The 20,733-nt window shown below is 61.2% G+C and carries 20 protein-coding genes; 11 read left to right on the top strand and 9 right to left on the bottom strand.

What is annotated here, in order from left to right; genetic code table 11:
• The first annotated feature begins 58 nt into the window (after nt 1-58).
• From L6966_RS08745 to L6966_RS08735, 3 genes are all read left to right on the top strand, one after another.
• Complete coding sequence (locus L6966_RS08745; protein ID WP_237233234.1) at nt 59-460, top strand: DivIVA domain-containing protein; 402 nt, start codon at nt 59-61, stop codon at nt 458-460.
• Nucleotides 447-1,778 (top strand): hypothetical protein, encoded by a 1,332-nt coding sequence (locus L6966_RS08740; RefSeq protein WP_237233233.1) that lies wholly within the window; start codon nt 447-449, stop codon nt 1,776-1,778. The genes L6966_RS08745 and L6966_RS08740 overlap by 14 nt, the downstream gene beginning before the upstream one ends.
• 127 nt (nt 1,779-1,905) lie before the next feature.
• Entirely contained in the window at nt 1,906-2,067 is a 162-nt protein-coding gene (locus L6966_RS08735; protein ID WP_083093851.1) for a DUF3117 domain-containing protein, read from the top strand.
• 102 nt (nt 2,068-2,169) lie between these two features.
• Here the strand turns inward: L6966_RS08735 and L6966_RS08730 are convergent, their stop codons facing one another.
• Nucleotides 2,170-2,811 carry an O-methyltransferase gene (locus L6966_RS08730; RefSeq protein ID WP_180377922.1) on the bottom strand — a complete coding sequence of 214 codons (642 nt, stop codon included), beginning with the start codon at nt 2,809-2,811 and terminating at the stop codon, nt 2,170-2,172.
• A 101-nt stretch (nt 2,812-2,912) separates the two neighbouring features.
• On the opposite strand from L6966_RS08730, the gene L6966_RS08725 reads away from it, so the two are divergent.
• Complete coding sequence (locus tag L6966_RS08725; protein WP_083093847.1) at nt 2,913-3,278, top strand: twin-arginine translocase TatA/TatE family subunit; 366 nt, start codon at nt 2,913-2,915, stop codon at nt 3,276-3,278.
• Between the two features lie 13 nt (nt 3,279-3,291).
• Here L6966_RS08725 and L6966_RS08720 read toward each other — a convergent pair whose 3' ends face one another.
• The 3 genes from L6966_RS08720 to L6966_RS08710 are packed head-to-tail and all read right to left on the bottom strand — an operon-like array spanning nt 3,292 to nt 6,431.
• Nucleotides 3,292-4,422, bottom strand: coding sequence for an Mrp/NBP35 family ATP-binding protein (locus L6966_RS08720; protein ID WP_237233232.1), 1,131 nt, complete (start codon nt 4,420-4,422; stop codon nt 3,292-3,294).
• Nucleotides 4,423-4,435: 13 nt separating this feature from the next.
• Nucleotides 4,436-5,131, bottom strand: a complete 696-nt coding sequence (locus L6966_RS08715) for a DUF1003 domain-containing protein (protein ID WP_237224609.1) — start codon at nt 5,129-5,131, stop codon at nt 4,436-4,438.
• Nucleotides 5,124-6,431 (bottom strand): magnesium transporter MgtE N-terminal domain-containing protein, encoded by a 1,308-nt coding sequence (locus tag L6966_RS08710; protein ID WP_083093841.1) that lies wholly within the window; start codon nt 6,429-6,431, stop codon nt 5,124-5,126. Before L6966_RS08710 ends, L6966_RS08715 begins: the two co-directional genes overlap by 8 nt.
• Nucleotides 6,432-6,553: 122 nt before the next feature.
• Here L6966_RS08710 and L6966_RS08705 point away from each other — a divergent pair, with 122 nt between their 5' ends.
• Nucleotides 6,554-7,636: a YflT domain-containing protein gene (locus L6966_RS08705; RefSeq protein ID WP_237233231.1), complete on the top strand. Its 1,083-nt coding sequence runs from the start codon at nt 6,554-6,556 to the stop codon at nt 7,634-7,636.
• Between the two features lie 41 nt (nt 7,637-7,677).
• Here the strand turns inward: L6966_RS08705 and L6966_RS08700 are convergent, their stop codons facing one another.
• A complete protein-coding gene (locus L6966_RS08700; protein ID WP_237233230.1) occupies nt 7,678-9,228 on the bottom strand; it encodes an aminopeptidase P family protein in 1,551 nt (516 codons plus the stop codon).
• A gap of 255 nt (nt 9,229-9,483) precedes the next feature.
• Between L6966_RS08700 and L6966_RS08695 the strand changes: the two genes are divergently transcribed.
• Both L6966_RS08695 and L6966_RS08690 read left to right on the top strand, forming a co-directional pair.
• Nucleotides 9,484-10,305: a PHP domain-containing protein gene (locus tag L6966_RS08695; RefSeq protein ID WP_237233229.1), complete on the top strand. Its 822-nt coding sequence runs from the start codon at nt 9,484-9,486 to the stop codon at nt 10,303-10,305.
• An 88-nt stretch (nt 10,306-10,393) separates the two neighbouring features.
• A complete protein-coding gene (locus L6966_RS08690; RefSeq protein ID WP_237233228.1) occupies nt 10,394-11,827 on the top strand; it encodes a GuaB1 family IMP dehydrogenase-related protein in 1,434 nt (477 codons plus the stop codon).
• Nucleotides 11,828-11,917: 90 nt separating this feature from the next.
• Here L6966_RS08690 and L6966_RS08685 read toward each other — a convergent pair whose 3' ends face one another.
• The 4 genes from L6966_RS08685 to L6966_RS08670 form a co-directional block, all read right to left on the bottom strand.
• A complete protein-coding gene (locus tag L6966_RS08685) occupies nt 11,918-13,414 on the bottom strand; it encodes a DEAD/DEAH box helicase (protein WP_237224606.1) in 1,497 nt (498 codons plus the stop codon).
• A gap of 337 nt (nt 13,415-13,751) precedes the next feature.
• Nucleotides 13,752-13,976, bottom strand: coding sequence for a DUF3107 domain-containing protein (locus L6966_RS08680; RefSeq protein ID WP_083093828.1), 225 nt, complete (start codon nt 13,974-13,976; stop codon nt 13,752-13,754).
• Nucleotides 13,977-14,099: 123 nt separating this feature from the next.
• Nucleotides 14,100-14,747, bottom strand: a complete 648-nt coding sequence (locus tag L6966_RS08675) for a TetR/AcrR family transcriptional regulator (RefSeq protein ID WP_083093826.1) — start codon at nt 14,745-14,747, stop codon at nt 14,100-14,102.
• A gap of 61 nt (nt 14,748-14,808) precedes the next feature.
• Nucleotides 14,809-16,104, bottom strand: coding sequence for a glutamyl-tRNA reductase (locus L6966_RS08670; RefSeq protein ID WP_143539251.1), 1,296 nt, complete (start codon nt 16,102-16,104; stop codon nt 14,809-14,811).
• Nucleotides 16,105-16,192: 88 nt separating this feature from the next.
• Between L6966_RS08670 and hemE the strand changes: the two genes are divergently transcribed.
• The 4 genes from hemE to L6966_RS08650 form a co-directional block, all read left to right on the top strand.
• Nucleotides 16,193-17,320: a uroporphyrinogen decarboxylase gene (hemE, locus tag L6966_RS08665; protein ID WP_237233227.1), complete on the top strand. Its 1,128-nt coding sequence runs from the start codon at nt 16,193-16,195 to the stop codon at nt 17,318-17,320.
• 11 nt (nt 17,321-17,331) lie between these two features.
• Nucleotides 17,332-18,807 carry a protoporphyrinogen oxidase gene (gene hemG / locus L6966_RS08660; protein ID WP_237233226.1) on the top strand — a complete coding sequence of 492 codons (1,476 nt, stop codon included), beginning with the start codon at nt 17,332-17,334 and terminating at the stop codon, nt 18,805-18,807.
• Between the two features lie 23 nt (nt 18,808-18,830).
• Nucleotides 18,831-19,637, top strand: a complete 807-nt coding sequence (hemQ, locus tag L6966_RS08655; RefSeq protein ID WP_083093822.1) for a hydrogen peroxide-dependent heme synthase — start codon at nt 18,831-18,833, stop codon at nt 19,635-19,637.
• Nucleotides 19,637-20,733 (top strand): ferrochelatase (locus L6966_RS08650; RefSeq protein WP_237233225.1); only part of this gene is annotated, 1,097 nt, incomplete at its 3' end. The genes hemQ and L6966_RS08650, both read left to right, overlap by 1 nt.

Raw genomic sequence — 20,733 nt, 5'->3', positions numbered from 1 at the left:
CTTACAGCAAGTTGACGTTGATATACAGCCGGCGGTGGCTGGTTGAGAGGGATAACGCATGAATTATTTACTGGTTGGCCTGACCTGTGTGGTGCTGGTTGCGGTCATGGTGGGGTGTGCAGTACTGGGGAGTGACCGGCTGGTACCGGGGCGCAGGGCCACTGATTGGGTAAGCCAAGACGGCATTGACCTGATGCCCTCAGCTGAGCCGCCCCTTATTCTCTCGGCCCGCCCGGACCAGGAAGAGCTGAAGCGCGTTCGTTTCGCAACGTCACTGTTGGGGTATAACCGTGATGAGGTAGACGGCGCTCTAGCCCGGGCCGCCTCTGAGCTTGGCCGCCTGCGCGCTGAACTGGCGGAGGCCCGCGGCCAGGCGACTACTTCTCATCAGGACGCTGGGGCCCACCGTGCAGGGAAAGGCGCGGCCGGTCTGAAGGGTGCAGAGCATGGGAACGGCTAGGGGAGCGGGCCAGTCGTCCACCCTAGACCAGCTCCACGCTCGCCTGACGTTGACGGTGCTGGGCGCCTGGCAGCGGGCGTCCTCCTTGCCTCTCGCGGCGCGAGTCGCCTTGATTTATGCGGCCAGCCGGGTCTGGGGCTGGGCTATTTTCTCAGCGGTCGGCTTGCACCAGACCTATAGCCCCTGGAAGGGCGCAGCCATGACTTACTCGGAGTTCGTCATGATCTGGGATGCTGACTGGTACGCCACCATCGCTGATACCGGCTACCCCAGTCAGCTACCACTGACGGACACTGGGCAGGTAGCCCAGAACGAGTGGGCCTTCTACCCTCTCTACCCCCTCGTGGCGGGCGCACTGACGCGAGTCACAGGGCTGAGCTATCAGGTTGTTGCCCCCACCCTGTCGCTACTGGCTGGTTTTGGCGCAGCCTGGTTTATCTTTCGGCTCTTTGAGAGCTCGCTTGCCGCAAGAGCCAGTAACGCTGCCCCTGCTACAGCTAGCGCCGCTCAAAACACCGTATCTAACATACAAACTACAGCCTTGTGGGGGCTGGCAGCGGTGAGCTTCTGCGCGGTTGCCCCGATTCTGCAGACCGGCTATGCCGAAGCCTTTGGCCTACTCTTTCTCTCCTGGGCACTGTATCTCTTAGTCCAGGGCCGGTATGGACTCCTTCTGATTCCGGCGCTAGCCGCTGCACTATCTCGGCCAGTTGGCGTTCCGCTGGGTGCCACGGTAGGCATCTGGTGGGCTGTGACGGTGGTGCGCCGGGCCCGTGCTGAGGGCATCGGCAGGGCCCTAAGCACCACGATTGGCCAGCTTGCTGGCGCACTGGCTGTATGTGCCTTCGCGTTTATCCACCCGGTTCACGCCTGGCTGGCCACTGGGCGCATTGACGCCTACACAGCCACTGAAACAGCCTGGCGTACCGGCGGTGAACACGTTTCGCCCTTCCTGCCCTGGCTCACTCAGAGCCAGAACTACCTGGGGCAGGTTGTGGGCCCAGCCGTCCTCGTGCTTCTGCTGGCCGCCTACCTGCTGGCGCTCACAGCCCCGCTTACCCGTGCCGTGCTGCACCCGGCCTTGCTTACCTGGTGCGCTGCTTATGCCCTCTACATGCTGGCCTTCTTTAACCCGCAGTCCTCAACCTTCCGGCTACTTCTGCCGCTCTTCCCCCTGCTCCTGCCGGTGGTGGCGCTTTCAGCCTCCCAAGCCTATCGCTGGCTCCTGCTGGGGCTGGGCGCCACTACCCAATTCGGCTGGGTCGGCTGGCTTTGGCACTGGAAGCAACTGCCCGGCGGCGGCGACTACCCACCCTAAACCTAGAGTTTTCTGCTCAAAAACCACCCCAAACGTGCTGATGAGCACTATCATTAAAAGAAGGTGAGCCCACCGAGAACACTGCGGTCTCACCGGCCACACTTATTTTTTCAAGGAGTAGACTCCCATGGCAGCTCAGAAACCACGCACCGGAGACGGCCCCCTCGAAATCGTGCGCGAAGGCCGCACCATCGTTATGCGAATCCCTGTTGAAGGCGGCGGGCGTCTGGTACTCGACATCACCGAAGAAGAGGTCGAAGCCATCCGAACCTGCGTAGAGAACGTCTAAGCTGAGGAGCTCAAAAGCCTGAGAGACGGTCACACAGGCCCCCGGCAGCTACCCCGTGAAGAGCGGGTGGCCGGGGGCCTGGTCGTGTGCTTGCGATGTGCCCTATTTTTTGTAGACCAGAAAGAGCCCGGCACCTGCGTGAAGGAGCGAGACGTGGACGTCGTCGGTGCAGGCGGCGACCTCGGTGAGCACGGTGCGTAGCGAGACTGACACAGCGTCGCGTGCTGTAGGGTTGGCTACCGCGCCTGCGGCGAGGGGGTCGTGAAGTAGCAGTAAGCCGCCGGGCTCTAAGAGGGCGAGCACATCATAAACCAGTTGTTCAGCTACGTCGGCACCGGCATCAATAAAAGCTAAATCATAGGAATTGGCAGAGAGGCGCGGGAGCACCTGGGCGGCATCCCCGGTAATGACTCGTACCCTGTGGGTGGAGCCCAGGCCCGCCCCGGTGAGCAAGGATCGCGTGGCCTGGCAGCGGGTGGAGTCAATGTCGATAGCGGTCAGTGCTGCTCCCCGGCGCAGGCCGGTGAGCAGGGCAACCGTTGACACACCGGCACCGCAGCCTACCTCAACGGCGTGCTCGGCACCGGTTGCTGCCGCGAGCACCGTCAAAAGAGAAGCAACTGAGGGGGTCACAGGGGAGGCATCGAGGCGCTCAGCGGCCTGACGAGCCCTGGTGAGCACAGCGGATTCTCTGGGGAACCCCTCGGTGTAGGCCCAGCTGCGGGCAAGTTCCTGTGCATTCACGGGTGACCCTCCTGAGTACGTGGTCATGATTCTGGGAATATCTTAGTCAACCTTGCCCCGTTTGGGGGATAACCCTCAGACAAAGCTGGTAATCTCTTGGTGTGTTTGGAATTAGCGGCCTAGAGTTTATCGTTCTTGCAGTCCTGGTGTTTGTTGTCATCGGGCCAGAGCGTATGCCCGAATACGCCCAACAACTTAAAGACTTTATCAAATGGGTTCGCCGTATGGCCTTCGACGCCAAGGACGACCTCAAAGAGACTCTAGGCCCTGACCTGGGTGACATCAACTGGCGCCAGTATGACCCCCGCCAGTATGACCCCCGCGTTATCGTACGCGAGGCCTTCGCCGAGGACGACGAGGAGCGCCGCAAGGAACTTGAGGAGAAAGCAACGGCCGCCCCAGCGCCGTCCGTGATTTCACGCCTGCCCAAAGGGGCCTGGGCTCCCTTCGACGCTGAAGCCACCTGAACCGTGCGCCTAACTAGACCGTGAAAGGGAGCGGGGTTCCCGCCAGCCCGCGCGGGCGGTGGGTGATCCTCCGGGCGGTATCGATGAGCACGGAGGCTGCCTGCGACTCGGGGGCGCTCCAGACAAGAGGAAGGCCAGCGTCACCTCCTTCACGCAGCGCCATGTCGAGGGGAACCGAACCGAGCAGGGGCACCTCGTAACCTAGGGACTCGGTCAGCGACCGGGTAAGTGCCTCACCGCCGCCTTCGCCAAAGAGAGGGAGGGCGGAACCGTCCGGTAACACCAGAGCGGCCATATTCTCGAGCACCCCAATGACCTTCTGCCCGGTCTGCACGCTGAGGGTACCCGCGCGCTGGGCCACGTCCACCGCAGCCAGCTGAGGGGTAGAGACCAGTAGAATTTCGGCGTGGGGCAGTAGCTGGGCCATGGAGATTGCGATGTCTCCGGTGCCCGGAGGTAGGTCGAGAAAGAGCACATCCAGGTGACCAAAGTGCACGTCTGTTAAAAACTGCTCTAGGGCGCGGTGTAGCATGGGCCCACGCCAGGCAACTGGCTGGTCAGGCTCAACGAACATGCCGATAGAAATCACCTTGATGACCCCGCCGCCGGCCGGTGCTTCAACTACGGGCGGGAGAATCATATCGTCCATACGGGTGGGGCCGCCGGTGATACCCAACAGGCCCGGGACCGAAAAGCCGTGTACGTCAGCGTCAATAATGCCTACGCTCAGACCTGCTGAGGCACAGGCCGCTGCCAGGTTGACGGCGGTCGAGGACTTACCCACACCCCCCTTACCCGATGCCACAGCAAACACCCTGGTCAACACTCCCGGCTCGGTGAAGGGGTTGGTTTTGGTGTGGCCTAGCCGCCTGCGTAGTTCAGCACGCTGGTCAGCAGACATGTAGCCGACAGTCAGCTCCACGCGCTCAACCTGTTCGAGCGCGCCCAGGGCAGTGCGGACGTCCTGCTCAATCGTTGACTTGAGGGGGCAACCCTCGATGGTCAGCACAATGCCAACATACGCGGTGCCGTCTACCAGCTCGGCGCGTTCTACCATGCCCAAATCAGTGATGGGTTGGCGCAGTTCGGGGTCGATGACGGTGGCTAGGGCAGTGCGTAGCTGCTCGTTCTCTTCAGTATGCATAGGGCAGTAGCCGCTACTCAAAGGAGCGGTCGATATCCTTTACCTTTTTCTTTTTGCGGATCTTGGGATGGTCATCTGAGAGCACGTCAAAGGCGCTGGTGGCAGGCTGGGCAGCATGGGGATCAAAAGAGACCGTGTCCTCAGCCTCAACGGCCTCCCCAGCCCGCGCGGCCAGAGACTCGGCACGCGCGAAAAGCTCTTCTTGGCGGCGTTGCACTTCAGTCAATTCCTCCATGATGTCGCGCATCTCGCCGCGTACAAAGTCACGGGTAGCGACCTCACGCAGAGCGATACGTAGCGACGCAATCTCCCGGGTCAGATACTCGGTTTCTTCGAGATTACGCTGGTCGCGCTGGCGGTCCTGGCGGGCAACCACACGGTCGCGGTCGTCCTGCCGATTCTGAGCCAGCAGCAGCAAGGGGGCAGCGTAGGAGGCCTGGAGCGAGAGCATCAGAGTCAGCAGGGTGAAGTTCAGAGCACGCGGGTCGAACTGCCACTCTTCGGGGGCCATGGTGTTCCAGCCCAGCCAGAGGGCACAGAAGATCGTCATCCAGAGCAAGAACACGGGAGTGCCCATGAAACGGGCGATTTTCTCGGTCATCCGCCCAAACGCATCTGGGTTGGGGGTCAGCTGAAAGAGAGGGCGCCGTTTCTTGGGCTGGGGGGTGCCCAGGGTCGCGAAGTCGTCACGCTCGTGGGAGTCACTCATAGCGGCGGCCTACCTTTCGAATCGGGGTGCCATCGTCGTAGGTTCTCCAGTCATCGGGCAGCATCTCATCGAGTACGTCATCAACGGTTACAGCGCCCACCAGGCGGTTGTGGTCGTTAACCACCGGAATGATGGTGAGATCGTAGGTCGCTAGTACACGGGTGACTTCTTCGATGCTGGCGGAGTCGGTGACCGGCTCGATGGAGGTATCGATGATGTTGCCCACCTGCTCACTGGGGGAGTGCCGGAGTAGGCGCTGCATGTGCACAATTCCCAGGTATCTACCCGTGGGAGATTCGAGGGGCGGACGGGTCACCATGACGGCCGCCGCCATAGCGGGAGAGATTTCCTCCTGGCGGATATGGGCCAAGGCTTCAGCCACGGTGGCCTCGGGGGAAAGAATAATCGGCACGGGGTTCATGAGTGACCCGGTTGTTCCCTCATCGTACTCAAGCAGGCGGCGCACATCGTCCGAATCATCGGGATCCATGAGGGTCAGAAGTTCTTCACGCTGGGAGTCAGAGAGTTCACCGAGTAGGTCGGCGGCGTCATCCGGTTCCATCTCCTCAAGGACATTGACGGCACGCTCCACCTCAAGGTGGGAGAGAATCTGTACCTGGTCCTCTTCGGGGAGCTCCTGGAGAACGTCAGCTAGACGCTCGTCCTGGAGTTCTTGGGCTACCTCAACCATGCGCTTATCTGGCATCTCGTGAATAGCATCTGCCAGGTCTGCGGGGTTGGAGTCTTCGTGTGTGGCAACAAAGGCGGTGGCGGCCTGCGGTTCAAAATCGGTGGAGAGTATAACCTCATCCCAGTTAACGACTAGGGTCTCTTTGCGGCGGCGCATGAGACCTGCGTGGCCACGAGAAATAAAGAGCTCAGAAATGAACCAGTCTCCGTTACGGCGCTGCTCCATAGCAACGTCCTCAATCTGTGCCAGGCCCGATCCGTCACGCAACTGAACTTTGCGGTCAAAGATTTCACCAACCACTAGGGCTTCGGTGCCGCGCTGCTCAAAACGGCGCAGATTGACCAGACCAGTCAGAATCACCTGGGTTGAGTCAATAGAGGTCACGCGGGTCATTGGTACAAAGATGCGTTTTTTCCCCAGAATCTCGATGACGATTCCCACAACAACCGGCTCTTTAAGCTTGGCCAGTGAACCCACCGCAGAGAACTGGGTAAAGCCGCTCTTGAGCACCACCACATCACGCAAACGACCTAGGCGGTCGCCGTGCGGGTCGAAAACGTCAAGGCCCAGGAGACGGGCGATAAAGATTTTGTTTGGTACGCTACTCACACTTATCAAGGGTACTCGTCTTAGCCTGTACCTGCCACGTCGACCACCTCGGGAGTTCACCTGTGGCGATACCTCGGCGAGCTCCCAGCATTCTCACCGCTGTATACGAAAAAATAGAGGGCATGGATCAACTCAAAGCACCCCCTGCCCTGGCCATGGCTGATGCCAACCACCTGCCCCCCGGTGAACTGGTTGCTACTTTCACCGACCGGAGTGAGGTCAACAAGGCTATCGAATTTCTGGCCAGCCAGAAGTTCCCCGTGCATTCTCTGTATGTGGTGGGGCATGACGTGCAACAGGTTGACTACGTGACCGGCCAGGCCACCTACCCCCGTGCCGCCCTCGCCGGGGTGTTTCAGGGGCTGAGCCTGGGTGCTCTGGTTGCTCTCTTTAACGCGGTGATTACGCAGACCTCGATTATGGCTAACTTTCTGTCGATTGTTCCGCTGGCTATCGCCTTCTGCATAATCTACTCAATCTTTGTGGCTTCTCGCGCTAAGGGGCGCGGTATCCGTACCCGCACCCAGCTCATGCCTTCTCGTTTTGATTTGATGGCTATTCCGGCAACTGCCCAAGCCGCTCGTCACCTGCTGCGGGTTACGGTCCATCCGAGCGGCCCTCAGAGCGGCGTACACGGCTCGGGCGCTCACCCCTTTGAAAACAACCGGCCTACCTCCAGCCCCTATATTCACCCGGGTATGAGCCAGGCTAACCCTCAGGGCTACTCAGCCCAGCAGCCACAGGCAGGTCAGTCGGAGCAGAAGGGGCAGCCAGGCGGCCAGGCTGGTACCCCACAGGGCGCCCCCCAGTGGTTTGACCCCAACGCTCCTGCGTCACAGCGTCCTGTTGCCCCCGAACCCTTTTTACCGGGTTTCAACCCCGCCGACCAGAAGCAGGAGCCGGGGACCCAGCCCCAGGAGCCTGCCGCCCCGGTGTTCACTCCGCCCGCTGCGACCAACCGTGACGGCTCCAGGGCCGCTGGTAAGTTCGGTTTGCGGGTAGAGTCTGCTGAAGAGTTCGAGCAGATGATTCGTAAGACCCCTGAACCTCCCGCCACCCATGAGCGTGTCGATGCGATTCGCTCCGAGCAAGGGGAGCAGCGCTACGGCCTGCGCGTGGAAACACAGGAAGAGTTCGAAGCTACAATCCGTAGGGCACCTGAAGACGAGGCCCAGAACGAATCCGGTGACAAGCCCGCCAGTTAGCCGGCTTCACATTGCCGGGAATAGGGCGGGCCGGTATCACCCTACCGAGAGTTCTCTGCCATCCAAGCTTCGATACCCTCAACGGTGCGGGGCAGGGCGGCAGAAAGATTCTCGTTGCCGTCCTCGGTGATGAGCACATCGTCCTCGATACGGATGCCGATGCCGCGTAGCTCCTCAGGGATAGCCAGATCCTCTTCCTTGAAGTAGAGGCCGGGCTCAATGGTGAAGACCATACCGGGCTCGATGACGCCCTCCATGTAGAGCTCATTCTTGGCCTGGGCGCAGTCGTGCACATCGAGACCCAGGTGGTGGCTGGTGCCGTGGGGCATCCAGCGGCGGTGCTGGCCGCCCTCAGCCGACAGGGAAACCTCAGCAGAAACCGGCAGAAGACCCCACTCATACAGGCGGGTAGCTAAGACCTGCATGGCTGCATCGTGAACCTCGTGGAACTTCTTACCCGGAACGGCCGCCTTGAAGGCCGCATCGGCAGCTTCCAGCACAATGTTGTAAGCCTTGGCCTGAACCTCGGAGAACCTACCGTTGACCGGGAAGGTGCGGGTGACGTCCGCGGTGTAGAGGGTATCGTCCTCAACGCCGGCGTCCAGCAGCAGCAGCTTGCCCTCATCAACGGTGCCGTTATTGCGGATCCAGTGCAGGATGGTGGCGTTGTTACCGCACGCTGCAATGGTGTCGTAGCCCAGGTCATTACCCTCGGTACGGGCCTTGGCGAAAAAGGCGGTCTCGACCACGCGCTCGCCGCGGCGGTGGGCAACGGCAGCGGGCAGGGCCTTGACCACCTCGGCAAAGCCCTCGATGGTCAGGTCAACCGAGCGGCGCAGGTTCTCTACCTCGATGGCGTCCTTGACCAGGCGGGCCTCAGACAGGGCCTCGGTCAGGGCAGCATCGAGCTTGTCTGATTCTTCTAAGTCAACAGAAGTGTTATAGCGGGAGGTATCCACCAGGGCATCGACATTCAGGTCAACGTTGCGAACCAGACGGATACGCACACCGCCCAGGGCCTGGGGGCCAGCATTCTTGGTGATAGCTACCTCAAGCTCACCCAGATCCTTGGTACGCAGGCCATATTCAGCGCCCAGCGATTCGAGGGTGGGGCGGGGCCCAATCCAGAATTCACCATAGCGGGGGTCGCGGTAGAACATCTCAGTATCGCGGCCTGCCAGGGGGCGGAAGTAGAGGGTGACCTCGTGGTGAGAGCCATTATCGCCCTGGCCCTCTTCAACGGGCTCAAAGACGAGCACGGCGTCGGGCTCATGATCCAGGCCCAGACCGGTCTGGTGAGCAAAGGCAGAGTGGGGGCGGAAGCGGTAGTCGGTGTCGTTAGAGCGCACCTTGAGGGGGCCAGCAGGTAGAACCAGGCGCTCGCCGGGGAAGAGTGCAGAAATCTTGGCACGGCGTTCGGCAGCGAAGTCGGCTACGCGGGCGCGGGCAGGGAGCTGGTTGGACGCGGGCGCCCAGTTGGCGGCCATGAAGTCAGTAAAAGCGCTGGACTTGGGGGCAGCAGAGCGGTTGGTGACGCGCTCTTCGATGGGCTGGTCGTCGCCCGGAGTGGGGGTTGAATCAGTAGTGGTCATGGGTTCAAGTCTAGTGAGCGCGGTCGCAGGGCGTCCACCTGATGCATCTTAGGGTGATACGTAAGAAAAGCTTGAGCATGGAGAGCTGACCCGGGAATTTTGGAGGATCGTTCGTTAAGGCAGGTCCCTGGGCTTTGAAGGTCTCGTGAGTTCTGCCATCCGGTGCCCGCTGGGGCTCAGGGGCGCGTGGTTTCTTTGAGTGCGCCAGTTGTGTTTGGGGCGTTTGAATAAACCTCAGAATTGTAGGATGGTTGCATGTACGACCTGCACACCCACTCGCGCATCTCTGATGGCACCCAGTCGGTGCCTGAGCTCATCGCCGAAATCGCTACCACCGGGCTGGCCGGTTTTGCTCTCACGGACCACGACACGACCGCTGGCTGGGCAGAGGCTACAGAACTGGCAGACAGTTTCGGCCTCGATTTTATTCCGGGCATGGAAATCTCCTGCTCAGCGCAGGGAGTGAGCATTCACCTGCTCTCCTACCTGCACGACCCCACCGATACCCCCCTCCTTGCTGAAATCAACAGGGCCCGTGACTCGCGCGTCAGCCGCGCTCAGCGCATGGTCGAACGACTCGCCGAAGATTATCCGCTGACCTGGGAAATAGTCCAAAGCCACGTGTATGAGGGGGCTACAATCGGCCGCCCCCACATCGCGGACGCCCTGGTGGCAGTTGGTGCGGTAGCCAGCCGCTCCGAGGCCTTTGAAACTATCCTGACCACCCGATCTAAATACTATGTGCCCCACTACGCGGTTGACCCGGTAACAGCGGTAGAACTGGTGCGAGCCGCCGGCGGCGTACCGGTCATGGCCCACCCCAAGGCTGCCGCCCGCGGCAGGCTAGCTAGAGACGAGACTATTTTCGCCATGATTGATGCAGGCCTGGCGGGCTTTGAGGTCTACCACCGTGACAACCCCCAAGAAGGCCGCACCTGGCTACTAGAAACAGCGGCCAAACACGATCTTCTCGTGACGGGAGCGTCGGACTACCACGGAGCTGGCAAGCCCAATCGCTTAGGCGAGAACACAACTGGACCTGAGACCGTCGCCCGTATCAGAGACCTGGCGGGGTGATAAATCGAGGCCCCTGCAGAAGGAGCAAACCCTCAGCCCCTAGCTGACTCTGCTCATCCCCTTCGGCGGCTCCCCTAAACTGGTGAGCATGAAGTTCCTCAATGGCATGCAGCCGACCACCGACCTGACCTACAACGACGTATTCATGGTGCCCTCCCGCTCGTCCGTGGGCTCCCGCATGAGCGTGGACCTAACCACCCACGACGGCACCGGCACAACCATTCCGCTAGTCGTTGCAAACATGACCGCCGTATCTGGCCGCCGTATGGCAGAGACGGTAGCCCGCCGCGGTGGTATTGCCATCATTCCCCAGGACGTCCCTACCGACATCGTGGCTGAAACTATCCGGCGTGTTAAGAACTCTCACCCGGTCTTTGACACCCCTATCACCGTTAAACCCCACCATACCGCAGGCTACGTGCGTCACCTCCTACCCAAGCGCGCCCACGGCGCCGCTATTGTCATGGACGGCGATACCCCCATCGGCGTCATCACTCCCAAGGATCTGCGCGGGGCTGATAACTTTGACCAGGTCGAAGACCTGATGAGCTCCGAGCTCCTCACCCTGTCAGCCACCGTTACCCCGCGTGAAGCCTTCGACATTCTGCACGAAAAATCTCGTAAGGTTGCCCCCGTGGTGGACGCCGGAGGCAGGCTGGTGGGCGTGCTCACCCGTAAGGCTGCACTGCGCGCCAGCCTCTACACCCCGGCCGTTGACGCAGAGGGTGGGCTCCGCATCGGTGTAGCTATCGGTATCAACGGTGACGTAGCGGGTCGCGCAGCCTCACTCATTGAGGCGGGCGCGGACGTGCTGGTTGTTGATACCGCTCACGGCCACCAGGAAACCATGATCGAGGCCCTCAAAAAGGTCAGGGCACTGAACCCGCCAATCCCCATCGTTGCGGGTAACGTGGTCACCGCCGCGGGTGTGCGCGACCTGGCCGAGGCTGGGGCCGACATCATTAAGGTGGGCGTAGGCCCCGGTGCCATGTGCACAACCCGCATGCAGACCGGCGTGGGCCGCCCCCAGTTCTCAGCTGTGCTGGAATGCGCCGCTGAGGCTAAGAAACTGGGAGTGCACGTCTGGGCCGACGGCGGTGTTAAGGACCCGCGCGATGTAGCCCTGGCTCTGGCGGCAGGCGCCTCCAACGTGATGATTGGTTCCTGGTTCGCGGGCACCTACGAGTCCCCCGGCGACGTATTGCAGGAGGCCGACGGCCGTCTCTACAAGGAGTCCTTCGGCATGGCCTCCCGCCGCGCCGTCATCAACCGCAACTCCAAAACAGAGGCCTTTGAAAAGGCCCGCCGCGAGATGTTTGAAGAGGGTATTTCATCGGCCCGCATCTACCTGCCCGAGGGTGCAGGCGGTGTGGAAGACCAGATTGATTCCATTATTGCCGGCGTGCGCTCCTCCTTCACCTATGCCGGTGCCTCCAGCATCAAAGAGTTTGCGGAGCGTGCTGTGGTGGGTATTCAGTCTGTTGCTGGTTATACGGAGGGCCAGGCCCGCGCCACCCGCTAGGGTAGGTACCACCTAAATCAGAAAAGACCATTTAAATTAGAAATGACCAGCTAGTTGCTGGTCATTTCTAATTTAAATGGTACCTAGGGGTTAGCTGTCGCTGCCCTCTACCCGGCGGGTTCGGCGGCGACGGCGCGGTGCGCCCTCGTTCTTACCCTCAGCTGCAGGACGCTCGCTACGGCCCTCGCCAGCGCGCTCACTTGAACGACGCGAGGTAGCTGCCCCCGAACGTCCGCGGCGCGCGTCACGATTACGGGAACGGCCACCGCGCTCAGTGCGCCCACGCCTGGGAGCACTCCCACTCCCGTAGTCTTCGGCCTGCTCGGCTCCCAGGCCTGCTGCGGTGCGCTCTTCCCTGGGCAGTCTGCCCTTGGTGCCCTGAGCAATCCCCAGGTCAGCAAACAGGTGTGGGGAGGAAGAATAGGTCTCAACCGGCTCGTCCACGCCCAGTTCCAGGGCCTTATTGATGAGCTTCCAACGGGGTACGTCTTCCCAGTCCACCAGGGTGACGGCGGTGCCCTCCTTACCGGCGCGGCCGGTGCGGCCCACCCGGTGCAGGTAGGTTTTTTCGTCCTCGGGGCACTGGTAGTTGATGACGTGGGTTACATCCTCAACATCGATACCGCGGGCAGCCACATCGGTAGCTACCAAAATATCAATCTTGCCCTTGCGGAAGGCCCGCAGGGCCTGTTCACGGGCGCCCTGGTTCAGATCGCCGTGAATGGCACCGGCAGCAAAACCTCGGTCAAGGAGCTCGTCGGTCAGTTTAGCGGCGGACCGCTTGGTCTTGGTGAAAATGACGGTTCGGCCACGCCCCTCGGCACGCAGAATACGCCCGACCAGCTCGTCCTTATCGAGCGGGTGGGCACGGTAGATTACCTGGCGGATAGAAGCCTTGGTCGCGGTCTCTTCTTCGCCTGATTCTGCCCGGATGTGCATGGGGCGGCTCATGTAGCGGCGGGCCATAGAGAGCACGGGCCCGGGCATGGTTGCGGAGAAGAGCATGGTCTGGCGCTTCTGCGGTACGGCCGCGAGTATACGTTCCACATCGGGTAAGAAACCCAAATCGAGCATTTCGTCGGCCTCATCGAGCACCACAATCTTGATGTGGTTCAGGTTCAGATATTTCTGCCGGTGCAGGTCAATCAGGCGGCCGGGGGTACCAACAACCAGTTCGGCACCGCGATCGAGCTCCTTGACCTGGGAGTCGTAGGGGCGGCCGCCGTAGAGGGTCGCCACGCGCACACCGGTCTGCGCGGCGGCAACCGAAAGATCGTCACCTACCTGGATGGCGAGTTCGCGGGTGGGGACGATGATGAGCGCCTGAGGTGCCCCGGGCGAGGGCAGGGCGTCAAAGCCCTCCTGCTGGGGGCCAAGAACGGACTGTAGGGCAGGCAGGCCGAAGCCCAACGTTTTACCGGTGCCGGTCTTTGCCTGGCCGATGATATCTTGGCCTGAAAGCGCCACGGGCAGGGTAAGGGCCTGAATGGGGAAGGGGCTGGTAATCCCTTGGGCAGCCAGAGCATCTGTGATGTCTTGGCGTACGCCGTAGTCAGCAAAGGTTTTGGTGGTGTCGAGAGTAGTCACGAAACGGTCTTCCTTAGGGGGTGCGGCCCGGGCAAGCGGGCACAGGCGAGGGGAGCCGATCGCGGTTTTTCATGCGGGGAGTTAGCGTCATCAACCGCGCCGTTGTACCTAACCTACGAGTGGCTCACGAAGGGGAGCTCCGTAGAGAGGCGGGGCGGGAGGGCTAGGGGCAGGTGAAGATAAAATCTAGGGACGACCGGGCAACCTATAACTGTTTCATTCTACAGGGGGAGGGGCTTAAAACATAAGATGCCGGGGCTATCTGTACCATAGCCTGCGAGCAAGCTGGCAGATAGCTCCGGCACCGACCACTGATTGAGCGGCGGCCGGGCTGGGTTTAGGCTATGCCGAACCCGATGCGGTGCTTGGTCTCAGCCCCTAGTTCTACGTAGCCGATGTTGGCGGCAGGAACTAGGGTGGTGGCACCCTTAGAATCGGTCAGTTCGAGGATTCCGCCCTTTTCGAGGGCTGCTGCTACCTTGGATTGCACTTCTGCTGCGGTGTCGTTAGTTTCAAGGACGACCTGGCTGGGTACGTTGAGCACGCCAATCTTAACTTCCATGGGTCTTTTCTCTTTCAATCAGGCCCCACTGGAACGGGGCTTTGCTGGAACCAGTTTACGCCAGTAAAAATGGTTCGCGTGCCGGGTTTCGGTCTGAGCTGACAGGGTACGCGGGTGGAATGGTTACTCCCAATCCTCATCGATGATTGAGATACCGCCCCAGGCGAGGCGGAAGAGGGCGCGTTCAGCCATGTGGATTTTTTCGGGTTCCGCTTCGGTTCCGATGACCATGTGGGCTGCAGACTGGGCCATACCGGTGAGCATGCGGGCTGTCATAAGCGCCTCATCGAAGGGCATACCCGCGTTGGGTGATAGCACCTTGGCGATGTGCTCGGCGATGGTGATGTGCATATTTTCGGTGCGGTCTTGAACCGCGTAGTCATTTTGAATATCTGACTCAAAAATAATCCGGTAGCCAGCTACGTTGGTGCGGGCAAAATTGAAGAAGGCCGCAATCACTCTCTGAACACGATCTCGGTTGATGGTGGTGGAGTGTAGCGGAATCACCAGCTGGGTGAGCAGGTTATCAATCTGCTCATCAAGCACGGCGAGGTACAGCTCGCGCTTGCCGGTGAAGTGCTGGTAGAGAACCGGTTTGGTAACGCTGGATGCAGTTGCAATGTGATCCATGGTAGTGGCGTGGTAGCCCTGAGAGGCAAAGACAAGCACAGCGTTGCCGATGAGCTGTTGGCGTCTGAGGTCTTTGGGCAGGCGGAGAGCGCCGGTAGCGTCGTCGTGCTCTTGGGACGCTGAGAAAACTTTGGTGGACATAGATTTGCTACCGAACCTATCAGAGTGGTGTGCGGACGTGGTGCGGTGGGCGCCGCCTGCATTAGGAGGCATCGGGTTGGGGCTGAGCCTCAGCCACTGTATTCTCTTGCACTTCAATTCCGTAGAGAGCTTCGAGCGCAGTGACGTAATCATCGACTCGCCCCTCACGTGCAAGCTCGCGTGCACGTACGGTGGGGGTGTGCAGGAGCGACTTGACCATGCGACGCATGGCCAGCTCAAGCTGCTCTGTGGCTGCGGTACACCCGTACTGGTTGTGTACTTTAGCTAGTTCAGCATCGAGCACACTCATCGTGTGTTGTCTGAGTGCAACAATAGCAGCATCAACGCTACGAGCCTTTTCTTTGATGGAAAATTCGGCTGCCGCTTTGCCCACAATTGTGTGGGCAGTGCGTACGGACTCGATGGTTTCCTCGGGGGCCGCTAGGCGCACTGACTCTAGGGTGACGAGCTCGACCTGGGGCAGGTCAGCGACCTCGGGGGCAAAGTCACGCGAGAGCGCTAGGTCAAGAATAACCCGCTTGCCTGAGGGTATTTCGATGGGAAGCATGGGTGAAGCACCCCCCGAACAGCCGATGATAATGTCAGCGGCAGCCATGTGCTCGTAGAGATTGCCGTGGGGCACGGCGCTCACCCCGCGCTTGTCAGCAAAAATGGCTGCACGGTCTGAACGTGAATAAATCCATATATCGGTCGTGCCGCGTGAGTGGAGGGCCGCAACGGTTGCCCCGGCGTAGGCGCCTGTACCAAACACAAGCACACGGCGGGTGTCCCAGGTCTTTTCAGCTATATCGTCAGCCATGTCAAGCGCAACTGACACGATTGAGCGACCACGCGAGCCCAGCATGGTCTGCTGGCCCACCTTTCGGGCGGTCCGTGCCCCGTGTTCAAAAAGTCGCACCAGATTGCCTGTGGCACGCCCCGCCTCCTGTGACAGAGCCAGGGCACGGCGCACCTGGCCGGTAATCTCGCGTTCACCGACTACCGCCGACTCCAGCCCAGAAGCCACGGTGAACAGGTGGTGGGCGGCATCAGTGTTAATGAGTACATCGAAGCTGTTTTCCACGATGTCGTAGCTCAGGCCAGAGCGCCTGGCAATGGTATCAAAAATTCTTTCGGAGGCTGCGGCGACGTCGTTGGCGATATTTTGGTCGGTAGCACCGGGCTTGCTTGGAATCTCAACGTAGAGTTCAAGCCGGTTGCAGGTAGACAGAATGACCTCGCCACGGATGCCAGTGGGTGCAAGATCCCGGTGTATTTTCTCAACGCCTTCGCTGAGGTAGGCCACGGTGGTGAGGTCGACTGATTGATGCGATGCTACAAGGGTAAAAATAGTCACAACACCCCCATTATAAACATTGGGTAGCAGACACCTCGATGACAGAGTGTCTCTAAAAACTGTCTTTAAAGTTGGCACAATGGATTATATGAGTCTCACCCAGCATACCTCCTTACGTCAGCGCCCCCTGCTCACCGCCGAGCAACTGACCTACCTACCTACTAACCACCCCCTTAAAACGGCGGGCACTGGGGAGTCCTCTATGGTGCGAGCCCTCACGGGCCGTCGGACCCAACACACTCCGGTCTGGTTTATGCGCCAGGCAGGGCGTTCACTGCCTGAGTACCGGCAGGTGCGTGAGGGTATTTCTATGTTGGACTCCTGTCTCGCCCCTGAACTCGCCGCTGAGATTACTGTACAGCCGGTGCGCCGCCATCACGTTGACGCCGGCATTTTCTTCTCTGACATTGTGATTCCCATGAAGTTGGCTGGGGTGGGGGTAGATATTGTGCCCGGCCGTGGCCCTGTACTCGATAGACCTGTGCGAACCCTGGCCGATATCAAAAACCTGCCCGAGCTCGAAGACTCTGCCCTTGACCCCATCCGTGAGGCCGTTTCCATCACCGTCGAGAAGCTGGGCTCTACCCCGCTCATCGGCTTTGCCGGTGCCCCCTTCACCGTGGCTGCCTATATGGTCGAAGGTGGCCCCTCCCGTGACCACCTACGCCCGCGAACCATGATGCATGCAGACCCCGAAGCCTGGCAGGCTCTGGGGGCCTGGGCTGCCCGCACATCTGCCCAGTTCCTGGCTGCGCAGATAGAGGCTGGCGCTTCAGCTATTCAGCTCTTTGACTCCTGGGCTGGCTCCCTGGGAGAAGCCGACTATCGCCGCTTTGTGATGCCCCATTCGGCCGCGACCCTGGCCGCTGTTGAACACTACGGTGTGCCCCGTATCCACTTTGGTACCGGCACCGCTGAGCTGCTTTCTGCCATGCACGAGGCTGGGGCGGACGTCATCGGTGTTGACTACCGCCTACCCCTATCAGAAGCCCAGCGCCGACTGGGTGGGGGAGTAGTGGTGCAGGGTAATATTGACCCCGCCCTGCTAGCTGCAGGCTGGGAAGCTCTTGCCGCCCACACCGACGCTGTTCTAGAGAGCGGACGCTCCGCCCCCGCTCACGTGGTCAACCTGGGCCACGGTGTGCCCCCTACCACCGACCCCACCGTCCTGACCAAGCTCGTTGACTATATCCACACCCAAACCCATAAAGGCTAGGCAAAATTCGCATGTCAGAGCAGACTTCGCGCACTCACCCCCCACACCCGGTACCCTCGACCGCCCTGGTCATTGGCGGTGGCATCTCAGGCCTGCTGGCAGCCCGTGAACTGGCTACCGCCGGGTATAAGGTCACCCTGGTCGAACGCGAGGAGCACCTGGGAGGTGCCGTTGGAGCCCACCAGCTGGCGGGCCTGGTGCTTGACTCCGGCGCGGAATCCTTTGCCACCCGCACCACGGCCGTCCGTGACCTCCTTGCTGATCTGGGTCTCGAGAACCGCATAGTGGCACCTGAGCCGCGAGGTTCCTGGCTCTACCTGCCCGAGGGGCCCTTTCCTGCACCGTCCACCGGCCTGCTAGGCATTCCAGGTAGCCTTGATGACCCAGCCCTCAAACAAATCCTGGGGCGGGCAGGCTACCGCCGAGCCAAATTGGACGCCGTCCTGCCTCGCTCCGCAGGAGCCCGCGCCCAAACACTGGGAGAGCTGGTGCGTTTGCGTCTGGGGCAGCGCGTGCTCGACCAGCTGGTTGCCCCCGTAGTTTCGGGTGTGCACTCGGCCCATCCCAACCAGCTAGACATCGCTTCCGTCGCCCCCGGGCTACTCACCGGCTTGAAGGAGCTGGGGTCACTCACCGCAGCAGCTGCCCGCCTGCGCGAGGCCTCACCGGCAGGTGCCCAGATTGCAAGCATCGAAGGCGGCATGAATCAGCTCTCCGAAGCTCTCGTCGATGACCTCTTGCGCCGCCGGGTACGCATCGTCACCGGCTTTGACACCATTGCCGTTGACCGTAACCCCGCTCGCGGGGGCTGGACGGCCATTCAGCGCCAACCCGATTACGGCGAAAAATCAGCCATCATCCACGGCAATCTGCTCGTGGTAGCCACCGACGCGCAGACCTCCATCCGCCTGCTCGGCCCCCACCTGCCTGCGCAGGCCCTACCCCCAGTTAATCCCGGACCCGAAGTTGCTCTGGTCACCCTCATCCTGCACGCCCCCGCACTTGACGCAGCCCCGCGCGGAACCGGCCTGCTGGTCAGCGAAGCTGCGACGGGCGTCCGCGCCAAGGCACTGACCCACGCAACCGCCAAGTGGGCCTGGATCGCTGAGAAGGTAGGCGAAGGCCGCCATGTGGTGCGACTCTCTTACGGGCGCGGCAAAGAGCACGACACTTCACCCCTTTCAGAACTAGCCCTGCACGATGACCAGCTCGTCACCCTGGGGCTGCACGATGCCGCGCAACTACTTGACACCTCGCTGGGCAAGAGCCAGCTCGTTGCGGCAGACGTTGTGCGGTGGCGTAGCGCCCTGCCATCCACAACCCCGGGGCACCGCAACCGGGTAACCACCTTCCGCTCGGCACTGGCCGATGTGCCCGGAGCCACCGCAGTCGGCGCCTGGATTGCTGGAACCGGCCTAGCAGCCGTCACCGAAGACACCCAAAACCACATCCGTGCCTTTGCCGCCCGGAACGACCAGACCCTGTAAACCCAACCACGAAAGGTAACACTATGTCACACAGCAGTAACCCTGACGAACACGGTCACAGCAAGCCAGGCGGCTATATACACAGTGCCCACAGTTCCGCTGCCCGCAGCACCGAAACGAAGAAGATTCAGGGGCAGGTTCCCGGTGCCCCCGCTGAAGGAGATGACCAGCTCTACTACGCCCTCTACACCGTCTTCGCCCGCTCGGGCGCACCGGCAGACGGCGCAACCGGGGAGGCCGCCACAGCCGAACTCGAATCGCTCGTTTCTACTCTTGAGGCTGACGGTGTAACCCTGCGTGGCTTCTACGACGTTTCAGCCATGCGCGACAACGCAGACATCATGGTCTGGACCCACGCTGAAAAGCCCGAAGACCTGCAGGCTGCTGTACGCAAAATTCGCCGCACTGTAGCCTTCTCAGGCACCACCATTGTGTGGTCAACCATGGGCGTGCACCGCGATGCAGAATTTACCCGCCAGCACGCCCCCTCCTTTGCGCGAGGAATCGCCCCCGAGGCCTGGGTCTGCGTCTATCCCTTCGTGCGCTCCTGGGACTGGTACTACATGAACGCTGAGCGCCGCTCCGAAATGCTCAAAAACCATGGTATGAAGGGCCGAGACTTCCCACAGGTGCTGCCCAACACCATCGCCACCTTTGGCCTCAACGACTACGAGTGGGTGCTGGCCCTCGAAGCCCCCGAGCTCGTTGACCTGGTCGATATGATGCGCCACTTCCGTAACACTGAAGCCCGCCTGCATGTACGCGAAGAAACCCCCTTCTACACCGGCCGCCGCATCGAAGCCGCCGAGGTTGCACAGGTGATCGCCTAATGACAGCCCAGCTCCCCGCCGACATCATCCCCAACCAAACCGACCCGGCCAACACCGCCTCCAACGGCCCGGCTGTACTTGATGAGAGCACCGTCGCCAGCTACACCAGCGAGCGCACGCTCACCCGCCCCCGTGCGTCCACCCCGCAGGACTACGACCTGGTGATTCTCTCCTCCTTCGGTGGCCCCGAAGGGCAGGACGACGTCATTCCCTTCCTACGCAACGTCACCGCCGGCCGCGGCATCCCCGACGAACGCCTCGAAGAAGTTGCCACCCACTACCGGGCCAACGGTGGTGTCTCACCCATCAACGAGCAGAACCGGGCCCTGCTGGTAGCCCTGCGTGAGGCCCTGACAGAGAAAGGCCCGGCCGTTGATATCACCTGGGCCAACCGTAACTGGGACCCCTACGTGGCTGACGTAGTCAAAGAAGCCTATGAGACCGGCAAACGCAAGATTCTGGTGCTGGCCACCAGCGCCTACCCCGGCTACTCCTCCTGCCGCCAGTACCGCGAAGACTATGGGCTTGCCCTCGAAAAGCTAGGCCTAGAAGGCAAACTGCAGATCGACAAGGTGCGGCAATTCTGGGATACCCCCGGCTTCGTCACCCCCTTCGTTGACGGCCTGGTTGAGGGGCTAGCAGACGTGCGCGCCCAGTTGGCCACCGCCGGGCAGACCGCTGCGGGCAACGGAAAAATCCGCATCATGTTTTGCACCCACTCGGTACCCACCAGCGCCGCTAATGAGGCCGGCCCTCGCGGTGTTGACTACGAAGGCGGCTCTGCCTACGTTGAGAAGCACCTGGAAGCTGCCCGCGCCGTTCTTGCCGGTGTTCAGGCCCTTGACCCCGCCCTGCTCGACCAGGTCGACTGGGAGCTGGTCTACCAGTCCCGCTCTGGCCCGCCCTCCATGCCCTGGCTCGAACCCGACGTCAACGATGCCCTCGAAGCCCTCGAAGGTCAGGTGGACGGTGTTGTGCTGGTACCTCTCGGCTTCGTCTCTGACCACATGGAGGTGAAATGGGACCTCGATACAGAGGCCCTTGACACCTGCGCTCGCCTCGGCTTTGCAGCCACCCGCACCCCCACCCCCGGCAC

This window comes from Rothia nasisuis, from assembly GCF_928381405.1.
GTDB classification, from domain to species: Bacteria; Actinomycetota; Actinomycetes; order Actinomycetales; family Micrococcaceae; genus Rothia; species Rothia nasisuis.
This window is presented reverse-complemented; position numbering and strand designations above follow the sequence as displayed.

Bases quoted from the DNA above. Each gene is read 5' to 3' on its own strand.
- L6966_RS08680 (WP_083093828.1), bottom strand. From the start codon at position 13,976: ATGGAAGTTAAGATTGGCGTGCTCAACGTACCCAGCCAGGTCGTCCTT.
- L6966_RS08675 (WP_083093826.1), bottom strand. From the start codon at position 14,747: ATGTCCACCAAAGTTTTCTCAGCGTCCCAAGAGCACGACGACGCTACC.
- L6966_RS08695 (WP_237233229.1), top strand. From the start codon at position 9,484: ATGTACGACCTGCACACCCACTCGCGCATCTCTGATGGCACCCAGTCG.
- hemG (WP_237233226.1), top strand. From the start codon at position 17,332: ATGTCAGAGCAGACTTCGCGCACTCACCCCCCACACCCGGTACCCTCG.
- L6966_RS08690 (WP_237233228.1), top strand. From the start codon at position 10,394: ATGAAGTTCCTCAATGGCATGCAGCCGACCACCGACCTGACCTACAAC.
- hemQ (WP_083093822.1), top strand. From the start codon at position 18,831: ATGTCACACAGCAGTAACCCTGACGAACACGGTCACAGCAAGCCAGGC.
- L6966_RS08745 (WP_237233234.1), top strand. From the start codon at position 59: ATGAATTATTTACTGGTTGGCCTGACCTGTGTGGTGCTGGTTGCGGTC.
- L6966_RS08700 (WP_237233230.1), bottom strand. From the start codon at position 9,228: ATGACCACTACTGATTCAACCCCCACTCCGGGCGACGACCAGCCCATC.
- L6966_RS08705 (WP_237233231.1), top strand. From the start codon at position 6,554: ATGGATCAACTCAAAGCACCCCCTGCCCTGGCCATGGCTGATGCCAAC.
- L6966_RS08740 (WP_237233233.1), top strand. From the start codon at position 447: ATGGGAACGGCTAGGGGAGCGGGCCAGTCGTCCACCCTAGACCAGCTC.
- L6966_RS08720 (WP_237233232.1), bottom strand. From the start codon at position 4,422: ATGCATACTGAAGAGAACGAGCAGCTACGCACTGCCCTAGCCACCGTC.
- L6966_RS08715 (WP_237224609.1), bottom strand. From the start codon at position 5,131: ATGAGTGACTCCCACGAGCGTGACGACTTCGCGACCCTGGGCACCCCC.
- hemE (WP_237233227.1), top strand. From the start codon at position 16,193: ATGAGTCTCACCCAGCATACCTCCTTACGTCAGCGCCCCCTGCTCACC.
- L6966_RS08735 (WP_083093851.1), top strand. From the start codon at position 1,906: ATGGCAGCTCAGAAACCACGCACCGGAGACGGCCCCCTCGAAATCGTG.